The sequence below is a fragment of the Arthrobacter sp. SD76 genome (assembly GCF_049726125.1).
Lineage (GTDB): Bacteria > Actinomycetota > Actinomycetes > Actinomycetales > Micrococcaceae > Arthrobacter > Arthrobacter nitrophenolicus.
Genome location: NZ_JBNBLR010000001.1, coordinates 545,949 through 567,345, shown reverse-complemented (window position 1 = coordinate 567,345; position 21,397 = coordinate 545,949). Strand labels below are relative to the sequence as shown.

The 21,397-nt window shown below is 67.8% G+C and carries 13 protein-coding genes and 5 pseudogenes; 9 read left to right on the top strand and 9 right to left on the bottom strand.

All coding sequences use genetic code 11. The annotated features are described in order from the left end of the window. Positions 1-208 precede the first annotated feature (208 nt). From ACPEE0_RS02700 to ACPEE0_RS02685, 4 genes are all read left to right on the top strand, one after another. Positions 209-1,504, top strand: coding sequence for an ABC transporter substrate-binding protein (locus ACPEE0_RS02700; protein ID WP_035753123.1), 1,296 nt, complete (start codon positions 209-211; stop codon positions 1,502-1,504). A 590-nt stretch (positions 1,505-2,094) separates the two neighbouring features. Beyond that, entirely contained in the window at positions 2,095-2,688 is a 594-nt protein-coding gene (locus ACPEE0_RS02695) for an acetylxylan esterase (RefSeq protein ID WP_424573837.1), read from the top strand. A gap of 31 nt (positions 2,689-2,719) precedes the next feature. Further along, positions 2,720-4,792 carry a DUF6807 family protein gene (locus tag ACPEE0_RS02690; protein WP_424573836.1) on the top strand — a complete coding sequence of 691 codons (2,073 nt, stop codon included), beginning with the start codon at positions 2,720-2,722 and terminating at the stop codon, positions 4,790-4,792. Further along, positions 4,789-5,958: a M24 family metallopeptidase gene (locus ACPEE0_RS02685; RefSeq protein WP_424573835.1), complete on the top strand. Its 1,170-nt coding sequence runs from the start codon at positions 4,789-4,791 to the stop codon at positions 5,956-5,958. The genes ACPEE0_RS02690 and ACPEE0_RS02685 overlap by 4 nt, the downstream gene beginning before the upstream one ends. A gap of 255 nt (positions 5,959-6,213) precedes the next feature. Here the strand turns inward: ACPEE0_RS02685 and ACPEE0_RS02680 are convergent. The 5 genes and pseudogenes from ACPEE0_RS02680 to ACPEE0_RS02660 all read right to left on the bottom strand — a co-directional run bounded on the left by ACPEE0_RS02680 (position 6,214) and on the right by ACPEE0_RS02660 (position 12,148). Next, positions 6,214-8,471: pseudogene (locus ACPEE0_RS02680) on the bottom strand (aldehyde dehydrogenase family protein). Next, positions 8,457-8,798, bottom strand: a pseudogene (locus ACPEE0_RS02675) (mandelate racemase/muconate lactonizing enzyme family protein); the annotation flags it as partial. The pseudogenes ACPEE0_RS02675 and ACPEE0_RS02680, both read right to left, overlap by 15 nt. Continuing rightward, positions 8,798-9,703: a 5-dehydro-4-deoxyglucarate dehydratase gene (locus ACPEE0_RS02670; RefSeq protein WP_009358531.1), complete on the bottom strand. Its 906-nt coding sequence runs from the start codon at positions 9,701-9,703 to the stop codon at positions 8,798-8,800. The pseudogene ACPEE0_RS02675 and the gene ACPEE0_RS02670, both read right to left, overlap by 1 nt. Continuing rightward, positions 9,700-10,665, bottom strand: a complete 966-nt coding sequence (locus tag ACPEE0_RS02665; protein WP_424573834.1) for an NAD-dependent epimerase/dehydratase family protein — start codon at positions 10,663-10,665, stop codon at positions 9,700-9,702. The genes ACPEE0_RS02670 and ACPEE0_RS02665 overlap by 4 nt, the downstream gene beginning before the upstream one ends. 28 nt (positions 10,666-10,693) lie before the next feature. Further along, positions 10,694-12,148 carry a Gfo/Idh/MocA family protein gene (locus tag ACPEE0_RS02660; RefSeq protein WP_424573833.1) on the bottom strand — a complete coding sequence of 485 codons (1,455 nt, stop codon included), beginning with the start codon at positions 12,146-12,148 and terminating at the stop codon, positions 10,694-10,696. A 366-nt stretch (positions 12,149-12,514) separates the two neighbouring features. On the opposite strand from ACPEE0_RS02660, the gene ACPEE0_RS02655 reads away from it, so the two are divergent. Then, positions 12,515-13,549 (top strand): LacI family DNA-binding transcriptional regulator, encoded by a 1,035-nt coding sequence (locus ACPEE0_RS02655; protein WP_424573832.1) that lies wholly within the window; start codon positions 12,515-12,517, stop codon positions 13,547-13,549. Between the two features lie 6 nt (positions 13,550-13,555). On the opposite strand, the gene ACPEE0_RS02650 is transcribed toward ACPEE0_RS02655, so the two are convergent. After that, entirely contained in the window at positions 13,556-14,242 is a 687-nt protein-coding gene (locus ACPEE0_RS02650) for a FadR/GntR family transcriptional regulator (RefSeq protein WP_424573831.1), read from the bottom strand. A gap of 99 nt (positions 14,243-14,341) precedes the next feature. Here ACPEE0_RS02650 and ACPEE0_RS02645 point away from each other — a divergent pair, with 99 nt between their 5' ends. Continuing rightward, complete coding sequence (locus ACPEE0_RS02645; RefSeq protein WP_009358535.1) at positions 14,342-15,679, top strand: alpha-hydroxy acid oxidase; 1,338 nt, start codon at positions 14,342-14,344, stop codon at positions 15,677-15,679. A 47-nt stretch (positions 15,680-15,726) separates the two neighbouring features. Here ACPEE0_RS02645 and ACPEE0_RS02640 read toward each other — a convergent pair whose 3' ends face one another. Further along, positions 15,727-16,296, bottom strand: a complete 570-nt coding sequence (locus ACPEE0_RS02640) for an ArsR/SmtB family transcription factor (RefSeq protein WP_424573830.1) — start codon at positions 16,294-16,296, stop codon at positions 15,727-15,729. A 97-nt stretch (positions 16,297-16,393) separates the two neighbouring features. Between ACPEE0_RS02640 and ACPEE0_RS02635 the strand changes: the two genes are divergently transcribed. After that, positions 16,394-16,885 (top strand): hypothetical protein, encoded by a 492-nt coding sequence (locus ACPEE0_RS02635; protein ID WP_009358537.1) that lies wholly within the window; start codon positions 16,394-16,396, stop codon positions 16,883-16,885. 7 nt (positions 16,886-16,892) lie between these two features. Here the strand turns inward: ACPEE0_RS02635 and ACPEE0_RS02630 are convergent. Next, positions 16,893-18,103 (bottom strand): annotated as a pseudogene (locus ACPEE0_RS02630) (acetoin utilization protein AcuC). Positions 18,104-18,206: 103 nt separating this feature from the next. Between ACPEE0_RS02630 and ACPEE0_RS02625 the strand changes: the two are divergent. After that, positions 18,207-19,633: pseudogene (locus ACPEE0_RS02625) on the top strand (TrkH family potassium uptake protein); the annotation flags it as partial. A gap of 43 nt (positions 19,634-19,676) precedes the next feature. Further along, positions 19,677-20,313: pseudogene (locus ACPEE0_RS02620) on the top strand (potassium channel family protein). Between the two features lie 76 nt (positions 20,314-20,389). Here the strand turns inward: ACPEE0_RS02620 and proC are convergent. Then, on the bottom strand, positions 20,390-21,223 hold the full coding sequence (gene proC / locus ACPEE0_RS02615; protein ID WP_407710022.1) for a pyrroline-5-carboxylate reductase: 834 nt from the start codon (positions 21,221-21,223) through the stop codon (positions 20,390-20,392). Positions 21,224-21,397 lie beyond the last annotated feature (174 nt).

The following is a 21,397-nucleotide window of genomic DNA, read 5'->3' as shown; positions in this document are numbered from 1 at the left end:
GCCGGTTGTGAGGCGAACCCGCAGGATCTGCGGAATGCGCTTGCCGTGCGCCGCCCGAGGTGCTGGATGAAAAGCGGCTCGCTACCAAAGTAAACGGTTTCTTGACTGATGTATAGCCCTTTGCTAATTTTTGAGAAAGCGTTTTCTGTAATCGGCATCACTCAACTCTAGAACAGTCGCTCTGGAACACCAGCAAGGGGGCAGGACCATGAAGTTCGTTCGCAAAAGGTCAGTACTAGGAGTGGCGGCAGCCACCGCCAGCCTGGCCCTGGCCCTGACCGGCTGCGGCAGCAGCCCCCAGGCCGGAAAGGTGGGCACCGAAGAGGACCCGGTGACCATCCGCTTCGCCTGGTGGGGCAACGACTCCCGTGCCAAAACGACACTCGAGGTCATCAAGGACTTCGAGGCCGCCAATCCCACCATCAAAGTCCAGGGCGAGAACACCGAGTTCAGCTCCTACTGGGACAAGATGGCCACCCAGATTGCCGGGGGAACCACTCCTGACGTCTTCGCCATGAGCGGTTCCTACCCGAGCGAGTACGCCTCCCGCGGCGTGCTGCTTGACCTGGACACAGTAAAGGACCAGCTCGACACGTCGAAGTTCGCTGAAGGAACGGTGGACCTGGGCAAAATCGACGGCAAGCAGTACACCATCACCGCGGGCGTGAATGCCATGTCCATGGTGCTGGACCCCACTGTTTTCGAGGCAGCCGGCGTCCCCCTGCCGGATGATGAAACCTGGACCTGGGACGATTACGTCGACATCGCTGCGGAGATCACCGCAAAGTCTCCCGCCGGCACGTTCGGCACCACGCCGATGTCCAACGACTCCTTCGTTGCCGTCTGGGCCCGCCAAAACGGCGAGGAGCTCTACACGGAGGACGGAAAGAAGATGGGCATCAGTGAGGACACGCTCACCAAATGGTTCGAGCTCAATAAGAAACTGATGGACACCGGCGGAGCGCCCTCGGCTTCGCAGACGGTGGAGGACGGCTCGGCCCAACCCGAGATGACCCTCATGGGCCAGGGCAAGCAGGCCATGAAGATTTCCTGGAGCAACCAGATGACCTCCTACTCCGGCGCTCCGCTGATGATGGTGAAGCTTCCCGGCGAAAGCAAGGCTCCCGGCACCTGGCTCCGCTCTTCCATGGAATACGCCATCTCCGCGAAGTCGCCGCAGTCCAAGGAAGCCGCGCTCTTCATCAACTACCTGGTCAACAACATGGACGCTGCCAGCAAGATCAAGAGTGACCGCGGCATGCCCGCCAACACCGAGCTGAAGGCCGGCATCACGCCCCTGCTGAAGGAAACCCAGCAGAAGGAAGCCGCCTACCTGGACCGGATCGCCGAGATGAAGATCGATCCGCCGAAGCCGTTCCCTGCGGGATCCTCCGCCACCATGGAAGTATTGAACCGTTACAACACCGATGTCCTTTTCGGGAAGGTTTCCGCGCGGGACGCCGCCAAGGGCGTTATCAACGAGGTCAACTCGAACCTGGGCTGACCATCCCGGCAGCACCGGCACAATCAGGAAGGAGGCAGGCCAGTGGAGACCGCTGCACGCCCCAGCGCCATCGGCGGGTTCGAGGACTGGCCTGCCTACATCCGCGAACAGCCACGCTTCGCCGCTGCGACGCCCGGCCGCCAGGAGCTTGCTGACGCGTTGGGAGTTCCAGGCACGTCCGGCACGCCCCGTGTGACGGTGGAGTGGGAGAAAACGTACGACGGCGTCACCACCTCCCAGCTCAGCTGGCAGTTGGGGTTCGGGCCGAGAACCACGGGCTGGCTGGTGAGGCCTGCCGGCGAACCCAGCGAACTGCCCGGAGTCCTGGCGCTCCATTGCCATGGCGGCAACAAATTCGGCGGGGCCGACCGGCTGGTCGAACTGCCGGACAACCACCCGTCCGCTGCCGCTGCCCGGGCGGGGCATTATGACGGCCGTGCCCTGGCAACAGAGACCGCCCGGAAGGGATTCGCCGTCCTGGCGCACGACACCTTCGCCTGGGGCAGCCGCCGCTTAACCTCTCCACCCCGCCCTGGCGGACCGCCGCCGCGCTCGAGGCGTGGCGGGCGCAACGGCGGCAGGACGGCGTCGTGCCTTCGGCAGCGGATGATTACAACGCCGCGGCGGGATTCCACGAGGAAACGGTGGCCAAGACCGCAGGGTTGCTCGGTACCAGCCTGGCCGGCATGGTGGCCCACGATGACCTCGCTGCGCTGGACGTCCTCGCGGACCTTCCCGGCGTGGACCCGCATCGGTTGGGCTGCCTCGGTTTCTCCGGCGGCGGCGGACGGTCCCTGGCCCTCGCCGCACTCAGCCCCAGGATCAAGGCGTCGGTGGTGACCTGCATGATGACGACGTTCGAGTCGCTCCTGCCGGCCTACCTGGACGCCCACTCCTGGCTGCTGCAGACGCCCGGACTGTGGAAGCTTGGCGACTGGCCCGAACTCACAGCCCGCTCGGACGCCTCGTTCCTGGTGCAGTACGCGCTGGCCGACGAGCTCTTCCCCGAAGAGGGAATGCGCGAAGCCCACCGGATATTGGAGCGGCTGCACGCTGCAAGCGAGGGCACCAGAACCCCGTACACGGGCAGCTTCTGGCCCGGCGGGCATGTGTTTTCTGCCGCCATGCAGGAAGAAGCCACAGAGTTCCTGGCCTCGACTCTCGCCCTCAAGACATACGCCTAATCCCTGAACACCCAGCCTGCAAGGATCCTTGATGACTCAACACTCCGCCACTGCCGAACACGGCCACAGCATTCCGGGTGCCGCGCCTGTTCCGGCTGCGGTTCCGCGCATCGCCCTGGTGGGCGTCCACGGCTTTGGCGAGCGGCACCTGGCCAACCTCGCCCGGCTGGAAGAGGCCGGCGTCCTGGAACTTGTGGCGGTGGCTGATCCCAACCCTCCGGCACCTGGCCGGCTCAAGGACTCGGTAGCCGTCTTTCCCGACCTGGACAGGCTGCTCGCCGCCCAATCCGCTGCCAACGCGCCTGCCGACGTCGTCATCCTTGCCACCCCCATCCAGACGCACGCGCCGCTGGCACTTGCCGCCTTGGGCGCAGGCATGGACGTCTACGTGGAAAAGCCGCCGGTTTCCTCGCTGGCCCAGTTCCAGGAGGTAACCGCCGCAGCGGACGCCGCAGGGCGGCTGGTCCAGGTGGGTTTCCAGAGCCTCGGCTCGCAGGCCCTTTCTGCCATCCGCAGCCTGGTGGAGTCTGGTGGCATCGGCGACGTCCTGGGCTTCAGCGCCAAGGGCCAGTGGGTCCGGACCAAGGCATACTTCAGGCGCTCCCGCTGGGCAGGAAAGCGGAGCCTGGACGGCACCGACGTGGTGGACGGCGTGGCCACCAACGCACTCGCCCATGCCGTCGCCACGGCACTGCACCTGGCCGGCGCACACACGATGGCGGATGTCGCCGCCGTGGAAACAGACCTGTACCGGGCCCACGACACCGAGAGCGATGACACCTCGGTGATCCGCGTCCGCACCGCGCAGGGAGCTACCCTCCTCTGTGGTCTGACCCTCTGCGCACCGGAACAGCTGGATCCCTCGGTGACCGTGCACGGCACCCTGGGCGAGGTGACCCTGTTCTACACACGGGACGAGGTGGTCATCAGCACCCCCGACGGCGAGCGCCGGGAGGCCTACGGCCGCACGGACCTGCTGGAAAACCTCCTCGCGGCCCGGTCCACGGGCGCGCCGCTGCTCTGCTCGCTGCAGGATACCGGTGCGTTCACCACTGTCCTGGAAGCCATCCGCACCTCCCCCGCGCCGCAGGCCATCGGGCCGGACCACATCACCTGGGAAGGTGCGGGCGAGGACGCGCACCCCGTGGTGCACGGCATCGCGGACCTTATCGGGCGTGCATCCAAGGCGCAGGCCACGTTTGCCGAGCTCGGGGTGCCCTGGGCCCGCCGGCTTCCGCCGGTCCGGAGCCTGACCGTTGACGGCACGGCCGTGGCGGATTACCAGGACGGCAGCCACATCCTCGCGGTGTCCTCCCCCCGCCCCTACCTGCACCCGGTCCGCACGTTCGGCGGCACCGTGGTGACGGACCACCAGCCGCTGGACCACGTGTGGCACCTGGGCGTCGGGGTGGCGCTGCAGGATGTGGACGGCGTCAACTTCTGGGGCGGCCGCACCTATACCCGGGAGGCGGGCCAGTACGTCTGGCGGCCGGACCATGGCAGCATCGCCGTCACCGAAACGCCGGTTGAAGAGACCGCCGCTGTTTCCGGCAGCCCGGGCAGGCTGCGGGAACGCCTCAGCTGGAACGGCCCGGACGGCGCCCCGGTCCTGGCCGAGGACCGCACGTGGACCTGGGCCGGCGTCGGCCCCTCCGTCTGGAGCCTTTCCCTTGAGTTCGCCCTGTCCCCCGCCGGGAGCAAGCCGGTCAGCCTGGGCAGCCCCGGATCCAACGGCCGCCACGAGGGCGGCTACGGCGGCTTCTTCTGGCGGCTGCCGGAATGCCGGGACGCCACTGTATGGACGCCCGCCGGCAGCGGCGAAGCCGGAGTGCATGGCAGCGTGACCCGCTGGCTCGCCTGGGCAGGAAAGTTCGACGGCGGGAAGGACGCCACCCTGGTTTTCGTGGCGCCCCACGACGCCACGGACCCATGGTTCGTCCGCGTGGACGGCTACCCGGGCGTGGGCCAGTCACTGGCCTGGGACGCACCTGTCATCGCTGAACCCGGCAAACCGGTACGCCGGAAAATCACCGTCTTTGTGGCCGACGGCATCCTGGCCACATCCGATATCGACGCTTTGATCAACCAGGGGGACCCCGCATGACCCAGACAACCGCCGCAGCCGCCCCGCCGGCAGTCCCGGCATCCGCCACCGGCCAGGCCGGTTTCACGGCCGCCCGCGACGCCCGGGTTGCGCCCGCCTCCGCCGCAGACCGGGAGGTCAAGCGCCGCCGGGTGCTGGACATCCTGGATGCCGCCAGCCGGGATTCGCTGCTGCTGACCACGCACACGGCCCTTACCTGGTACCTGGACGGCAGCCGCGTCCACATCAGCCTTGCCGGCGACCCCATCGCCGCGGTGCTGGTGGACCGGACGGGCGACCACCTGGTGACCTTCAACAACGAGGCGGCGCGCATTGCGGCCGAGGAACTCCCGGCGGGCGTCTCCCTGCACACCGTCCCCTGGTACGGGAACCTGCACGAGGCTGCCGCCGCCGTCGGAACGTCCGCAGCAGCCGGGCAGCAGCCACTGGCCGAGGCTGAGGTCGCGGCCGAACTGCGGGCCGCGCGCCAGCAGCTGCTGCCGGGCGAAAGTGCCCGGTATGCCCGGCTCAGCGCTGAGCTGGCGGCGATCATGACCGATGTGCTGTCCGCAGCCCGGCCGGACACCACCGAATTCGGGCTGGTTTCACAACTGGCGGAGCGTGTGGTGGCCGCGGGGGCCGAGCCGCTGGTCCTGCTGTGCAACGGCAGTTCCCGGAGCGATTTCCGCCACCCGCTGGCCACGCACTCCCCCCTCGGCCGGCGCGCCATGGCCGTGGTCTGCGCCCGCCGCGACGGGCTGGTAGCCAACATCACCCGCTGGGTGCGGTTCGACGCCGGCAGCGCCGAAGAGCGCGACGCAGAGGCCCGGATCGCCGCGGTGGAGGCGGACATCTTCGATGCCACGGTCCCCGGCGCGCGGCTGGACCGGATCTTCACCGAAATCAAGGCCGCGTACGTCCACCACGGCTTCGGAATGGACCAGTGGGAACAGCACCACCAGGGCGGACCGGCCGGGTACGCCGGACGTGACCCCCGCGTCACGTCGTCCGCCACCGACACCGTGGTCCTGGGCCAGACCTTCACCTGGAACCCGTCCGGTCCCCGGGTGAAGATCGAGGACACCGTGCAGCTCACCGAATCCGGGCTGCAGGTCCTGACAGTCGACCCCCGCTGGCCTTCGACGGCGGTCAACGGGCTGCAGCGCCCCGTGACGCTCCAGCTGTAACAAAGGTGCAGGCAAGAACCCCGGAGCCGAACGGCTCCGGGGTTCTTCTCTGCCTGACGCCCGCTATCGACGCGCAAATCCACTGTCGACCCGCGCGTATTCTGGCGCACCCCGTATTTGGGCGCGTCAGGGAATCTCCGCATCGGAGGAAAATTTGCGCGTCGCCAGCGAAAAACGCTCCCTCAGTTGTTACCGGAGCCGCGGTAACAACTGAGGGAGCGTTTGTGCTCGTCCCGTATTAGGTGAGAGAGCGTTTTACGGAAGCACCAGCTCCCCGTCCACGCGGCGCGGGATGCGCAGCGGGTTCTCCTCGTGCAGGGCGGGGTGCAGCACGGATTCCGGAGCATCCTGGTAGGCGACAGGGCGCTGGAACCGGCGGACCGCCGTCGCGCCCACCGAGGTGAACAGCGATGTGGTGGCCGGGTACGGGCCGCCGTGCTGCTGGGCCCAGTTCACTGCTACGCCGGTGGGCCAGCCGTCGAACAGGACCCGGCCGGCAAGTTCGGAGAGCTGCTCCACCAGGGCGACGACGTCCTCGCCAGGCTGGGCGTGCAGGGTGGCCGTGAGGCTGCCGGGCACCTTGGCCAGCACCGCGGACAGCTCGGCCTGGTCCGTGTATTCGATCAGCATGGTGGTGGGGCCGAAGCACTCCTCCAGGAGCTGTTCTGGCCGTTCCAGCACCGCGGCCGCGGTGGTGGAGAAGACCACGGGCGCGGCACCGTTGGCGGCGGCGTCCTGGTCCACGCTGCCGCTGACCACCTCAACCCCGGGCACGGACGCGAAGCTCCGCAGACCGTCGGGGTAGGCCTCGGCGATCCTGCTGGTCAGCATGCCGGCGGCGGGCTTGTCCTTGCTGGCCTCGGCCACTTCCCGGGCAAAGGTTGAACCGGCCGGGATGAAGACCAGGCCGGGCTTGGTGCAGAACTGGCCGGCACCGAGGGTGAAGGAAGCGGCCAGTCCGGCGGCGAGCCGGCCGCTGCGTTCGGCCAGTGCTGCCGGGGTGATTACCACCGGGTTGAGGCTCCCCAGTTCCCCGTAGAACGGGATCGGATCGGGACGGGAGGTGGCCAGGTCGAAGAGGGCCCGTCCGCCCGGGATGGACCCGGTGAAGCCCACCGCCTTGATGGCCGGGTCCTGGACCAGGGCGGTGCCCACTTCCCGGCCGCTGACCAGCGCGAACAGGCCTTCGGGCGCACCCGCGGCACGCAGCGCCCCGGCCACGATCTCCGCTGTGCGCTCCGACAGCCGCAGGTGGCCCGAGTGGGCCTTGACGATGACGGAGCAGCCCACCGCAAGCGCGGAGGCGGTGTCGCCGCCGGCCACCGAGAAGGCGAACGGGAAGTTGGAGGCCGAGAAGACGGCCACCGGCCCGATGGGACGCAGGATGCGGCGAAGGTCCGGCCTCGGCGGGGTGGCAGCCGGGTCGGCGTGGTCGATGACGGCTTCCAGGTAGGAGCCCTCCGTGATGACCCGGGCGAAGAGCCGCAGCTGCCCGGTGGTCCGGGCGACCTCGCCGGTCAGGCGGGTGCTGCCCAGGCTGGTCTCCTCGTCTGCGATCTCCACCAGTTCGGCGGCGTTGGCGTCCAGCGCATCAGCGACGGCGGTGAGCCAGCTTGCCCGTTCGGCATCGGAGGCCGCGGCGGAGATCTTGGCTGCTGCCGTGGCAGCCGTGGTGAGTTCGGACAGGGAAAGCGTTGCAGTTGTCACGTCGGATACCTGTTCGTCGTATGGTTCATGGTTACAGCCCGTCCCGGAACCGGAAGCCGAGCCCCGGCTGGCCGGAAAGCGCCACGCGGCTGTCGCGGAAGCGCACCGGCGAGGGCCCGTCCAGGATGCCCAGTTGCTCGAATGATGCTTCCTCGACGTCCTCCACCAGGGTGGGTCGGCCAGGGTGAGCGCCAACTGCCCGGAGAGCTCCGGAAGCAGGTGGGGCATCACCCGGATGCTGTTGGTCCGGGCCAGTTCAACAATCCGGCGGAACGGGGTGATCCCGCCGACCCGGATGATGTTGGGCTGGATGATGTCCACCGCCTCCGCCTCTATGAAATCGCGGAAGCGGTAGATGGTGTGCAGGTTTTCGCCGAGGGCAATCGGAACCGGGGAATGCTTCCGGAGCCGGCGGTAGGCCCACAGGTCGTCGGCGCGAATGGGCTCCTCCAGCCATTCGAGGCCGAATTCGGACAGGACATCCAGGGCCGGAAGGTGGTGGGCAGGTCCCAGCGCTGGTTCGCGTCGATCATGAGTTTGCGGTGCGGGCCCAGGACGGCGCGGACAGCCTGCACCCGTTCGTAGTCTTCGCGGAGGTCCGGCTTGCCCACCTTGATCTTGACCGCATGGTGCCCGGCAGCCACCCACCGTTCCGCCTGGGCAACCAGCTCGTCCAGCGTGTAGTGCAGGTTCACCCCGGACCCGTAGACCTCGGCGGACTCCTGCCGCTGGCCGATCAGGCCGGTGACGGTGGTTCCCGCCTGCCGGGCCTGCAGGTCCCACAGGGCCAGGTCGGCGCCGGCCATGGCGATGGTGGTGAGCCCTCCCCCGCCGGCTTCGTGCAGGCGCTTCCAGAGTGCATCCCAGACGGCCTCCGGCTGCGCGGGCAGCCCTGTGACGAACGGGGCGATGTCGTACTCCAGCAGCGCCTTGACCGCCTGCGGCCCAATGGTGGGCGTCCAGGAAAAACCATGCCCCGCACCGCCGTCGTCCGTCTGGATCTCGGTGACGATCACGTGGTTTTCGGGCGCCTCGGCACCCCAGTGCCGCCGCAGGGGCACCGTGAGGAGCCTGCTGCTGAGCCCGGTGATCCGCGGAATCGTACGGACGGCCTCGGTTGCGGGGGCACTCATCAGCGTCCGGCCAGCTCGTAGCCCCTGGCGAGGATGGCCTTGAGCTCCAGTTCCTGGTCCTCGGTGGGGTCCACCAGCGGCGGGCGGACGGAGCCGACAGGAAGGCCGCCCAGCCGCAGCCCCGCCTTGATCAGTGACACGCCGAAGCCAGGGGTCTGGTCGCGGAGGCGGACCAGGGGCGCGTAGAAACCTTCGAGCAGGGCGTTGCGGCGTTCCTCGTCCCCGGAAACATAGGCGTCGTAGTAGGCCTTGGCGATTTCCGGGGCCATGGCGAAGGCAGCGGAGGAGTACAGCGGGATGCCGAGGCCGCGGTAGGCGCCCTGGGTCAGTTCGGCGGTGAGCAGGCCGTTGAAGAAGGCGAAATCTTCCCGGCCGGCGGCCTTGACGGCGGAGACGATCTCCTGCGCCAGGCCAACGTCGCCCAGGCCGTCCTTGAAGCCGATGACCTTGGGGTTTGCTGCCAGCCGTGCCATGGAGGCGGCGGTGAACTTGGCGTTGCCGCGGTGGTAGACGATGACGGGCAGGCTGCTGGCCGCCGCCACGGCTTCGATGTAGGCAACGAGCCCGTCGGTAGGACCGGTCACCAGGTAGGGCGGCAGCACCAGGAGGGCATCGGCCCCGGCTTCCTCGGCCGCGCGGGCGGCGGCGAGGGCGTGGCCCAGCGGTCCGCCGGCTCCGGCGACAACCGGAACCTGACCGGCCACAACCTCGACGGCGGCCGCCACCACGGTGCGGACCTCGTCGATGCTGAGGGCATGGAACTCCCCGGTGCCGCAGGCGGGGAACACGCCGCCGGGGCCATAGGGCAGCCGGGAGCTGATGTGCTCCTTGAGCAGTTCCGTGTCCACGGCGCCTTCGGGCGTGAACGGGGTGACGGGGAAGAAGAGTACGCCGTCGAAATTCATGATGTCTCCTTGGCTCCAGTGCCGGCAGTCACCAGCGTGGAGGTCTCGTCGTTGAGGGTGGGATGGGACTTGAGTTCTGAGCGCCAGCTCCGCTTGGGCTGCCAGCCCAGGAGCGCCTGGGCCTTGGCGATGGAGAAGGCGGGGCTGGTTCCGGTGAGGCCCGCGCTGAGCGCCTCGCTGCCGGGCAGGAAGCGGGGCATGAGGTCCGCCAGGGGCGCCGTTGCCAGTGCATCCGCGGCCCCCACGAAGAAGGTTTCCCCGTTCGGAATGGTCTCCATCTTCTGCAGCAGCAGGTCCAGGAAGTCCGCCACGTCACGGGCGTCCACGTAGTTGAACAGGGCCGGGGCGGACAGGGCTGGATCGGCCAGCCGTTCGGCCAGCGTGTGGCCCTGCTGCGTGGGCGCTCCCTCCCATTCCTCGGGTGAAATCACGAAGCAGGGACGGAAGGCCGCGTAGCGGATCCTCTCCCCCTGCGCCGCGGCGAACATCTGCGCCGTCTGTTCCGCGATCAGCTTGGACAGCGCGTAGGCGTTCCACGGTTTCGCCGGTGTCCGTTCGTCGAGCGGGAACGACGGCGGAAGCCAGCCGGCGGGTGAGCCGTAGCCCAGGACGGTGGGGCTGCTGGCGGTGACGATCTTCGGCACCCCGATTTCCGTCGCCGCGCTGATGACGGCGAAGGCGAGCCGGGTGTTCGTGCTGAAAATGACGTCCTCCGGCGCGCTGAAAGGTACGGCGATGGCTGCCAGGTGGATGACGGCGTCGGGCTTGGTTTCCCGGAGCAGGCGCTGGGCCTCACCGGGTGCCAGGAGGTCCGCGGTTTCCTGGACGGCGCCGGCCGGCAGCTGGCCGGCGGGCACGGCGTCGCGGTCCACGGAGATGACGTGGTGGCCGGCTTCGGCGAGCCCCGCCACCACGCTGCGTCCCAGCCGGCCGGAGCCGCCGGTCACAAAGATCCTGCTCATGGTTGTTTCCTAACGTTCAGGGCAGGGGCTAGGCGCCGCGGCGGAGGTCGACGCCGAGGTCCAGGTCCTCGATGCGTACGGGCAGGGATGACTCAAGGGACCGGTTGCCGGCGATGCCCACCGACACGGAGCGCAGACCGTCCAGGTAGCCCGAGGGCCGGCCCAGCGGGTCCTCGCCCGGGCCATTGAAGAGGTCTGAAAGCAGGAGTTCGTCACCGCCGCCATGGCCGCCTTCGCCGTTGACGATCGGCACCTCGTAGGCTGCTTCCCAGTGGCGCTGGACCAGCAGTCGTTCGCCGTTGCGGCGGATTGCGTCGTCTTCCTCGATGGGGGTGGCGCTGGGGTCCACGACGGTCTTCTTGTCCGTGCTGGACGTGACGGCGGCGCGTTCCACCACCTCGAGCTCGGCGCGGCCTTCGGTGCCATTGACCGCTACCCGGTAGCCCTCCCAGGGGCTGTGGGCGTTCAGCGAGTAGCTCAGGCGCGGGCCGCCCTGGTACTCGACCACCAGGGCGAGGTTGTCCTCGATAGTGATGCCGCCGGTGAACACGTCCTGGTCGCGGCGGTAGCCGTCGTAGTGCTCGTTGTCCAGGAAGAGGGCCTTCAGCCGCTCGTCCTCACGCAGGTCAAGCGTGAACGGATCCTTCTCGGCGGCGGCCGGCGCATCGGCATCGGGGGTGCCGCGATCCGGGCGGGGGCCCAGGCCGCGCTCCGCCGCGTTCTTGTCGCCATAGAACTTCAGGCCGCCCGAGGCGAAGACCCGCTCGGGAACGTCGTCGATCCACCAGTTGACGAGGTCGAAGTGGTGCGAGGCTTTGTGGATCAGCAGGCCGCCGGAGTTTTTCTTCTCGCGGTGCCAGCGGCGGAAGTAGTCCGCCCCGTGGACGGTGTCCAGGACCCAGCTGAAGTCGATGGAGGTGACCTTGCCGATCACGCCGCTCTGGATGATCTCCTTGAGGGCGCTGTTGCGCGGCGAGTAGCGGTAGTTGAAGGTGACCACCACGTTGCGGCCGGTCTCCTGCACGGCCTGGGTGATGCGGCGGCAGCCCTCGGCGTCGATTGTGAGGGGCTTTTCGACGACGACGTCGGCGCCCGCCCGGAGCGCTTCCACGATGTAGTCGGCATGGGTGTAGTCCGGCGTTGTCACCACCACGCGGTCGATGGCGTTGGCCTGGATGAAGGCAGTGAGGTCGGCGGGATCGAACGATGCGACCGGGCCCGGCGCACCCAGTTCCTGGATGAGCTTCTGGTAGAACTCCACCCGGCCGGGGTTCACGTCGGAGAAGGCCACCAGCTCCGCCGTCGAGGCGTAGTTGCCAAAGATGGCGCGGATGTACATTTCCGAACGCCCACCGGTGCCGATCAGGGCGATGCGGGCCCTGCCGCCGTTGCCCGGAGCGGCGGCTGCGGAGGTGGCGGTGCCGGCGGCAGCACCGGCACTGGAGACCGTGGCTGCTGAACTCGACTCGGCTGTGTTGACCATGGGGGTCCCTTTCGAAGGCTCAAGACGCGGCCGTTCTGGCGGCCGTTCCGTGGAGGTGGCCGGCGGACTGCTGCACCGGCCTGAGAAAGCGTTTTCTCGGTTCGCTATATGATTTGTATCAACAGCAGCAGGTATCCGTCAACCATTCTGGCTGCTGGAAGAAAGCGTTTTCTACTGCCGTACCGCGCGGCAGCCCGTGACCGCCGGGAAAATCGGCGGGAAAACACGGGAAAAGGATAGAAATCGGTTTCCCGCTGCGTTATATGCTGTCATTCAGGACACCGCCACCAGACGGCCGGGCACTGCGGCCATTCGCCGCAGAACGGCCCAGGGCCAACAGGCCTGTGGCGCTAAGGAAGGGTCGCTATGGTCAGGAAGTCTGCATCCGGCAGGATCGGCATCGCGGATGTCGCTGCGAAGGCGGGCGTTTCGCATGCCACGGTGTCCCGCGTCATGAACGGCAACTTCACGGTGGATCCGGACATCGCCGCCCGCGTCCGGGCCGCTGCCACCGAGCTGAAGTACCAGCCCAACCCGGTCGGCCGAAGCCTGGCCCTGGGCAAGACCGACACCATCGGGATCGTGGTTCCGGACCTCGCCAACCCCACCTTCCAGGCCATCCTGCGCGGACTCAGCCGGGCCGCCGCCCAGGACGGATACCGCGTCCTCATCGCCGATTCCTTCGAGGTCTCCAGCGAGGAGGCCATCCTGGCCGGTGAAGCCCGCCGTCGTTGTGACGGCCTGGTCCTCTGCGCACCCCGCATGACGGACGCCGAACTGGAGGAGATCGCCCCGTCGCTGCATCCCCTGGTCCTCATCAACCGCACCACCGCAACGGCCGGGGTTCCCAGCCTGGTGGTCGACTACGGCCAGGGCGTCCAGGACATCGCCGAACACCTGGTGGAACTCGGACACACCCGCCTGGCGTTCCTTGCCGGGCCGCCCCGCAGCGCGTCGAACGGCTTGCGGCTCCAGGGCCTGGAGTCCTTCAAGGCCGCCCATCCGGACGTGGAAGTCATCATGCTCGAGGGCGGCTCGGACTTCGATACGGGACACGGGGCCGTGGACGCCGTCCTGGACAGCGGCGCCACCGGAATCCTGGCGTTCAACGACCTCGTTGCCATGGGCCTGATGAGCGGCCTGCATGAACGGGGGCTCGACGTTCCGAACGATATCTCCGTCACCGGCTTCGACGATATCCCCTTCGCCAAATACACGACGCCGGCCCTCACCACCGCCGCGGTTCCCATCACCGAACTGGGCGAGCAGGCGTGGCAGCAGCTGCGCGCGCTCATCCGCAAGGAGCAGAGCGACACCCCGGGCAGCCGGTACCAGCCCCGGCTGGAAGTGCGCGCCAGCACCGGCCCCGCCAAGGCCGCCCGCAGCGCAGTCCACGGCTAAGCGACCCTACGGGCGCAGCCCGGCTTCCTTGTAGTACCCCTCGATATGTGCGGCCACCAGCTTGGCCGCCAGCGCGCCGTCGTTGTTCCGGATGGCCGCCAGGATGCCTTGGTGCTCGTCCCTAAGCCGGGACACCGTGGCGGCCCAATCCGGAAGGTTGGACGTCAGTTCTGCCGCGTACCCCTGGATTGACTCCCGGAGCGAACCCATCATGGCGCTGACCACCGCGTTGCCCGCCGCATCCGCAAGGGCGAGGTGGAAACGCACGTCAAGTGCCAGGAAGTCCGCCACCGGAAGGTCTTCTGCGGCCATGCCCTCAAGCAGCGCCGCGGCCTCGTCCAGTTCGGGCGCGTCCGGCCGCGCCTTCGCCACCGCCCAGGACTCCAGCAGCACGCGGGTCTCCACGATATCCGCCACCGGCAGGTGCTGGGTGGCCACGTGGAGCCGCAGTGCGGAGCCGAGTGCCGCCGTCGGATCGGAAATGACCACCGTCCCGGCCTCCGGCCCGGAGCCGACGCCTGCCCGCACCACTCCCAACGCTTCCAGGATCCTGATGGCTTCCCGGACGGAGGTCCGCGACACCCGAAGCTGTTCGGCAAGGCTGCGCTCGGCCGGCAGCCGGCCGCCGACGGCCAGCCTGCCCGCGGAGAGCTCATTCTCGATCCAGGACAGGACAAGCTGGTGGGTACGCATGCACCCATGGTAGTTGATGTGGTTGGACCACATGGCCTACAGTGTGGTTAGACCACAGAAGGTTCCGGAACCGGACCTGCCGGCCCAATGGAGGACGCCATGACCCACACCATCCAGCCCAACAACCCGGAGACAACGCCCGCGCCGGATGCCACGGACGTCCCCGCCGCGCCGGCACAGACTTCCCCGGCGCCGTCGTCCGCCATTCCCGCTGCCCTGAAGCGCCGCATCCCCAAGTACGCGGACCTCGCGCCCCTCATGCAGTTCAAGAAGCCGGAGTTCAGCAAGGAAGCCCGGCTCAAGCGCGCCAGCACCATCTGGGAACTCCGGGACATCGCCAAGCGCCGCACGCCGCAGGCACCGTTCGACTACACGGACGGCGCGGCCGAAGAAGAAATCACGCTGCGCCGCGCCCGCCAGGCGTTCCTGGACATCGAGTTCCGCCCCGGCATCCTCCGCAACGTTTCCGCCATCGACCTCAGCACCGGGATCCTGGGCAAGCCGTCGCGGCTGCCCGTGGGCATCGCCCCCACCGGCTTCACCCGCATGATGCAGTCCGAGGGCGAGTACGCCGGTTCGCAGGCAGCCGAAGCGGCAGGCATCCCCTACACCCTCTCCACCATGGGCACGGCCTCCATCGAGGACGTGGCAGCCGCCGCCCCGAACGGCCGCAACTGGTTCCAGCTGTACCTGTGGACGGACCGTGACCGCTCCCTGGAACTGATCGAACGCGCCGCCAGGGCCGGCAACGACACCCTGATGGTCACGGTCGACACCGCCGTGGCCGGCGCCCGCCTCCGCGACGTCCGCAACGGCATGACCATTCCGCCGGCGCTGACCCTCAAGACCGTCCTGGATGCGTCCTACCGCCCGGCCTGGTGGTTCAACTTCCTGACCCACGAGCCGCTGACCTTCGCCTCGCTGTCCCGCTACACCGGCACGGTGGCCGACCTGATCAACTCGATGTTCGACCCCACCCTGACGTTCGAGGACCTTGACTGGCTGCGCGAAACCTGGAAGGGCAAGCTGGTGGTCAAGGGCATCCAGACCGTTGAGGACGCCCGGCGCGTGGTGGACCACGGCGCCGACGGCATTGTCCTGTCCAACCACGGCGGCCGCCAGCTGGACCGCGCGCCCATTCCTTTCCACCTGCTCCCGGAGGTCAAGCAGGCCTTCACGGCTGACAACACGGACGCGGCCATCATGCTGGACACCGGCATCATGAGCGGCGCGGACATCGTCGCCGCCCTGGCTCTGGGCGCCGACTTCACCCTGATCGGCCGCGCCTACCTCTATGGCCTGATGGCCGGCGGCCGTGCCGGCGTTGACCGCACCCTGCAGATCCTCGAGAAGGACATGGCCCGCACCATGGCGCTGCTGGGTGTCAGCCGGATCTCCGAGCTCACGCCGGACCACGTGCGGCTGCTGGGGAAGTAGGGGCCGAGCCGGTGGTTGAGCCTGTCGAAACCCGGGTTTCGACAGGCTCAACCACCGGTTAACCACTTCTTCCGCCCGAACTTGGGGAGGTTTGCCAGCAGGTCGGCCGCGCGGGTGGCCGCACGGCCCACGGTGCGTCCGATCTGCTGGGGAACGCTGTCATCGCTGAGCGGGGTGGCGGTACCGCCAGGGATGACGACGGCGGGACTCAGTTCCGCGCCGTCGGGCGCCAGAACGCCTTCGGAGACGGCGCCCGCGGCGACGGCTTCGGGCGTTTCCCCGCCGGCGGCTGCTGCTTCGCGGGGAGCGGCGGGCTGCGCCGCGGCCTTTCCGGACGTGCCGGCCGCTGCCGGGGACCCGACGTCGAACGTTTCAAGCCAGCTGGCGATACCCTCGAGGGGCTTGCGGTTCAGCGCGTAGTACCGCTTTTGGCCCTGGGCGCGCATGCTGACCAGCTGGGCTTCGCGCAGGACCTTCAGGTGCTTGGAAATGGTGGGCTGGCTTGCTGCCAGTTCCTCCACCAGTTCCCCCACGGCCTTGTCCCCGGAACGAAGGGACACCAGAATGTCCCGCCGGGTCGATTCCGCAATGACGGCAAATACGTCGTCTGTCACCATGCCTCCCACCCTAGCGACATATACGCCGAAAGGCATCAACTATTTCGGCCCCGCAGCGGCCTATTGCCCGCAGCCCCTGCCGGTGCTAGAACACAGCATGGACGTCCTGCGCCGGCACCTGTTCAACATCATCGCCTTCGTGTTCCTGGCCCTCTTCGTGGCGGTCTGGGGCACCGTTCTGCTCCGCGTCGGGTTCTGGGTGCCGGACGGGCGGACAGTGGCTCCGCCCCTGAACGGCGCCTTGGTGACGGCGGCGGGTGTCCTGGCGACGTCGCTGAGTTCATTGACCGCATCCGCGCTGGGGTTCACCATCGCCGAGGTCCGCCAGGCCGAGGCGTCCGGACCCGCCGGCCGTGCCGCGGCGCAACGCACCATGCCGTTCGACCCTGCAGAAGTGGCAGCCAGGCTCTCCGGCCGGATCATCGCGGCCATAGTCGTCTACCTGGCGGTGGGGCTGCTGGTCCTGCTTCTGTGGCTGGGCAAGGGAACGGCCTCCACGGACCTGATCGGTGCGTTCGCCTTGTCCCTGCTGGGATGGCTGATCGGCGCGGCGGGAGTGGTCTTCCAGACCGAAAAGACCACCGCCTGATGCAGGCCTAGTCGAACCAGGGATCCAGGCCGTGCAGCGGAAACACTGCCTTGCGGGTGGCCATCACGGTGCGGTCCACGGCGTCGTTGGGGTCGAAACCCACCTCCCAGGACCGCCACCAGAGCTCCACGTCGTCGCCCATCAGCGCGGGGGTCGCTGCCCCGAACTTGTCCTCCACGTAGTCCCGCCAATCCTGGGGTACGGCGGCTCGCAGGGGACGGGCCGCCCCGCCGCGATGGCCACCAGGTGGCTCCACGACCGGGGAACCACATCCAGGACGTTGTACCCGCCGCCGCCGGTGGCAATCCAGCGGCCTCCGCAGAAGCGTTCGGCGAGTTGCCCGACGGCGCTGGCCGCCTCCCGCTGGCCGTCCACGCTGAGATTGAGGTGCGTCAGCGGATCCGTGCGGTGGGAGTCGCAGCCGTGCTGGCTGACGATCACCTCCGGCCCGAAGGCGGCCACGAGCTGCGGAACCACCGCGTAGAAGGCCCGGAGCCAGCCGGCGTCGCCGGTTCCCGCGGGCAGGGAGAGGTTTACCGCTGTCCCCTCCGCCTGGGGCCCGCCGATTTCGTTGGCGAACCCGGTTCCCGGAAACAGGGTGAGGCCGGACTCGTGCAGTGAGAGCGTCAGCACCCGGGGGTCATTCCAGAAGATGCTTTCCGTCCCGTCTCCGTGGTGCGCATCGACGTCGATATATGCCACCTTGCGGATGCCGCCGTCGAGCAGCCTTTGCACGGCGAGCGCGGCATCGTTGTAGATGCAGAAGCCGCTGGCACGGTCGCGGGCGGCATGGTGCATGCCCCCGCCGAAGTTGACGGCGTGCAGCGCTGAACCGTCCAGGATCTGGGCGGCACACAGCAGGGAGCCGCCGGCCAGCCGGGCGGCCGCCTCATGCATGCCCGCGAACGCCGGATCGTCCTCGGTGCCCAGGCCCCGCGCCTCGTCCGGTTCCGAAGGGTTGGCGCTGACCCGCCGCACGGCCGCCACGAATTCGGGCGAGTGCACCAGCTCAAGTTCGGGGTCGCTGGCCACCTCGGGAGCTTCCACCGAAACGTGGTCCAAGTCGAACAGGCCAAGGCTCTGCGCCAGGCGGGCGGTGAGATCCATTCGCTCCGGCGCCATCGGGTGGCCCGGGCCGAAGTTGTAGGCGGTCATGTCAGGACCCCACGCCACCACCGTTGGCGGGGCGGGCTTGCTGAGACCGGGCAGGTATGTCATCAATCACAGGCTACCCGAGCACGGGGCCCGTCCAGCCCGGCCATTACGCGGGCATTAGTGGTTTACTACTGGGGAAGCAGATTCAACCGAGGAAAAGCCACACATGACGCAAAGCCAGTCGAGGCCGCGGAACCCGGCCAGCTGGCACCCCGCGCAGGAGCGGGAGGGCCTCTGGATACTGACGCGGCTGCGCGACTTCGTCGACGACATCGCCAACACCTCCCCGGCCCGGCTTGCCCTGACGGTATTCGCTGCCGTGTGCCTGGTGTTCACTTTCATTCTCTCCCTGCCGGTCTCCTCTGCCTCCGGAACAGCCACCCCGCTCCACCAGGCGATGTTCACAGCCGTCTCTGCGGTGTGCGTCACCGGCCTCACCGTGGTCTCAACGGCTGTCCACTGGTCCTTCTTCGGCCAGCTGGTCATCCTCATCGGTGTGTTTATTGGCGGTTTGGGAACCCTGACCCTGGCCTCGCTCCTGGCGTTGATGGTGAGCAAGCGCCTTGGGGTCCGGGGCAAGATCATTGCAGCGGAATCCATGAACAACGCAGGGCGACTGGGTGAGGTAGGTACCCTGCTGCGGATCGTCATCACAACGTCCGTGGTGATTGAAGGAATCCTGGCCCTGGTCCTGATCCCCCGGTTCCTGGTCCTGGGGGAGCCGTTCTGGCAGGCTGTCTGGCACGGGATTTTTTACGCCATCTCCTCCTTCAACAATGCAGGCTTCACTCCGCACTCGGACGGCATCGTGCCCTACGAAACCGACCTGTGGATCCTGTTCCCCTGATGCTCGGTGTCTTCCTGGGCAGCCTGGGCTTTCCCGTGGTCATGGTCCTGCAGCAGAACGGGCTGAACTGGAAAAAGTGGAACCTGCACACCAAACTCACCATCCAGGTCTCATTCATCCTCTTGGTGGCGGGCACCGTCCTGTGGGCCGTGATGGAATGGGACAACCTGCGGACCATCGGGACGATGGACATGGGCGACAAGGTCACGCATTCTTTATTCGCGTCCGTCATGATGCGGTCCGGGGGCTTCAACCTGGTGGACCAGAACCAGATGGAATCCACCACCATGCTGCTCACGGACGCACTCATGTTTGCCGGCGGCGGCTCCGCGTCAACGGCCGGCGGCATCAAGGTGACCACCATTGCCGTGATGTTCCTGGCCATCGTCGCAGAAGCCCGCGGTGACAGGGATGTCAAAGTCTATGGCAGGACCATCCCTGAGGGCAGCATGCGGGTGGCCATCTCCGTGATTGTCGCCGGGGCAACCCTGGTGTCGGTTTCGGCGTTCCTGCTGCTCCACATCAGCGGTGCCTCCCTGGACCGGGTGCTGTTCGAAACGATCTCCGCCTTCGCCACCGTGGGGCTGAGTACAAACCTCAGCGCCGAAGTGGCGCCGGAGGGCGTCTACGTCCTGACGGCCCTCATGTTCGCCGGCCGTGTGGGCACCGTGACCCTCGCCGCCGCCCTGGCGCTGCGCCAGCGCAGCCAGCTGTACCACTATCCCGAAGAGAGGCCGATCATTGGCGAGTTCCCCAGACGCCCCACGGCGCCCCGCCCACAATGCCCCCGTGCTGGTGATCGGACTGGGCCGGTTTGGTTCATCCACGGCAGAGCAGCTGGTCAAGCAGGGCAGGGAAGTGCTCGCGATCGAGCGGGACAGGACCCTGGTGCAGAAGTTCGCGCCCCTCCTCACCCACGTGGTGGAAGCAGACGCCACGAACATCGACGCCCTCCGCCAGCTCGGCGCGCAGGAATTCAGCTCCGCGGTGGTGGGCGTCGGCACGTCCATCGAGTCCTCGGTACTGATCACCGTTAACCTGGTGGACCTGGGCATCGAGCACCTGTGGGTCAAGGCGATCACGCCGTCGCACGGCAAGATCCTCACCCGCATCGGTGCCAACCACGTGATTTACCCCGAGGCCGACGCCGGCGTCCGTGCCGCACACCTGTTTCGGGGCGCATGCTGGACTTCATCGAGTTCGACGACGACTTCGCCATCGTGAAGATGTACCCGCCGCGCGAGACCGTCGGCTTCACCCTGGACGAGTCCAAGGTGCGGTCCAAGTACGGTGTGACGATCGTGGCGGGAAGTCCCCGGGCGAGGACTTCACCTATGCACGCCCGGAAACCAAGGTGTCCTCCCGCGACATGCTGATCGTGTCCGGGCATGTGGACCTGCTGGAACGGTTCGCCGCCCGCCCCTAGCCCTGCCGAGAGTTTTCGTCCAGATACGGTGACTTCCGGGCCGGGAAAGCCGCCATATCTGGACAAAAACTACTGGCTAGCCGAGCTGGCGGGTGATCTCCGCTGCCCGGTCAGCCGCCGCGCGGGCGCCTGCGGCGATGATGGAGGGCATGCCCCGCTCGTCGAACGTGGCGATGGCCCGTTCCGTGGTGCCCTTGGGACTGGTGACGGCTTTGCGGAGGGCGGACGGATCGGCGCCCGGCTCTGCGAGCATGAGCCCGGCCCCGGCGACCGTTTCGCGGGCCAGGAGCAGGGACAGTTCGCGGTCCAGGCCCAGTTCCTCGCCGGCCGCGGCCATCGCCTCAGCAAGGTAGAACGCGTAGGCGGGACCTGAGCCGCTAATGGCCGAAAGGGCGTCCACCTGCTCTTCAGGGACCTCGACGACGGTTCCGGCGCACTGCAGGATGTCCTTCACCTTTTGCAGCTGTTCCGGGCTGCAGTTGGTTCCCGGGGACACGGACACCACGCCGCGGCCCAGCTTGGCCGGGGTGTTGGGCATGGTCCGGATGACCGGCTGGCCTGCAGGGAGGGCGGCCTCGAGCTGGGCGATGGACACGGCCGCCGCTACGCTCACCACCACGGTGTCCGGGGCCAGGGCACCGCTGATTTCCCGGGCAAGGTCGGTAATTCCGACCGGCTTTACCCCGAGGATCACCACTCCGGACCCCTTGGTGGCCTGCTTGTTGTTGTCCGGCTCCTCGTCGCCGGCGATGGCCGTGATCCCGTGGTACCGCTCGGCCAGTTCCGCGGCCCGCTCGGCGCGCCGGACGGTGGCGACGATGTCCGCCGGATCCGTCCCCGCTTCCAGCAAACCACTCAGGATGGCTTCGTTCATGGACCCACAGCCAAGGAAGGCGATTCGGTTGCTCATGGCTCCATCATTGCAGTTAGGCATGGTGCGTGCCGATTCCTTACGCACCCGCATTGCAACGCACTATTCACAGGTTGCTCCCATGTTCACTGCAGGTAGCTCACATCTGGCACCCCTACTGTAGTAATTACCTCATTGAGGGTGCGAGTGATGCGGCAGGCATGGGGATGCCTG

What these genes read in the sequence shown, in the direction of transcription:
- proC (WP_407710022.1), bottom strand. Translation starts at nt 21,223, where the DNA reads ATGAGCAACCGAATCGCCTTCCTTGGCTGTGGGTCCATGAACGAAGCC.
- ACPEE0_RS02650 (WP_424573831.1), bottom strand. Translation starts at nt 14,242, where the DNA reads ATGCGTACCCACCAGCTTGTCCTGTCCTGGATCGAGAATGAGCTCTCC.
- ACPEE0_RS02690 (WP_424573836.1), top strand. Translation starts at nt 2,720, where the DNA reads ATGACTCAACACTCCGCCACTGCCGAACACGGCCACAGCATTCCGGGT.
- ACPEE0_RS02635 (WP_009358537.1), top strand. Translation starts at nt 16,394, where the DNA reads ATGGACGTCCTGCGCCGGCACCTGTTCAACATCATCGCCTTCGTGTTC.
- ACPEE0_RS02665 (WP_424573834.1), bottom strand. Translation starts at nt 10,665, where the DNA reads ATGAGCAGGATCTTTGTGACCGGCGGCTCCGGCCGGCTGGGACGCAGC.
- ACPEE0_RS02685 (WP_424573835.1), top strand. Translation starts at nt 4,789, where the DNA reads ATGACCCAGACAACCGCCGCAGCCGCCCCGCCGGCAGTCCCGGCATCC.
- ACPEE0_RS02700 (WP_035753123.1), top strand. Translation starts at nt 209, where the DNA reads ATGAAGTTCGTTCGCAAAAGGTCAGTACTAGGAGTGGCGGCAGCCACC.
- ACPEE0_RS02640 (WP_424573830.1), bottom strand. Translation starts at nt 16,296, where the DNA reads ATGGTGACAGACGACGTATTTGCCGTCATTGCGGAATCGACCCGGCGG.
- ACPEE0_RS02645 (WP_009358535.1), top strand. Translation starts at nt 14,342, where the DNA reads ATGACCCACACCATCCAGCCCAACAACCCGGAGACAACGCCCGCGCCG.
- ACPEE0_RS02670 (WP_009358531.1), bottom strand. Translation starts at nt 9,703, where the DNA reads ATGAATTTCGACGGCGTACTCTTCTTCCCCGTCACCCCGTTCACGCCC.
- ACPEE0_RS02655 (WP_424573832.1), top strand. Translation starts at nt 12,515, where the DNA reads ATGGTCAGGAAGTCTGCATCCGGCAGGATCGGCATCGCGGATGTCGCT.
- ACPEE0_RS02660 (WP_424573833.1), bottom strand. Translation starts at nt 12,148, where the DNA reads ATGGTCAACACAGCCGAGTCGAGTTCAGCAGCCACGGTCTCCAGTGCC.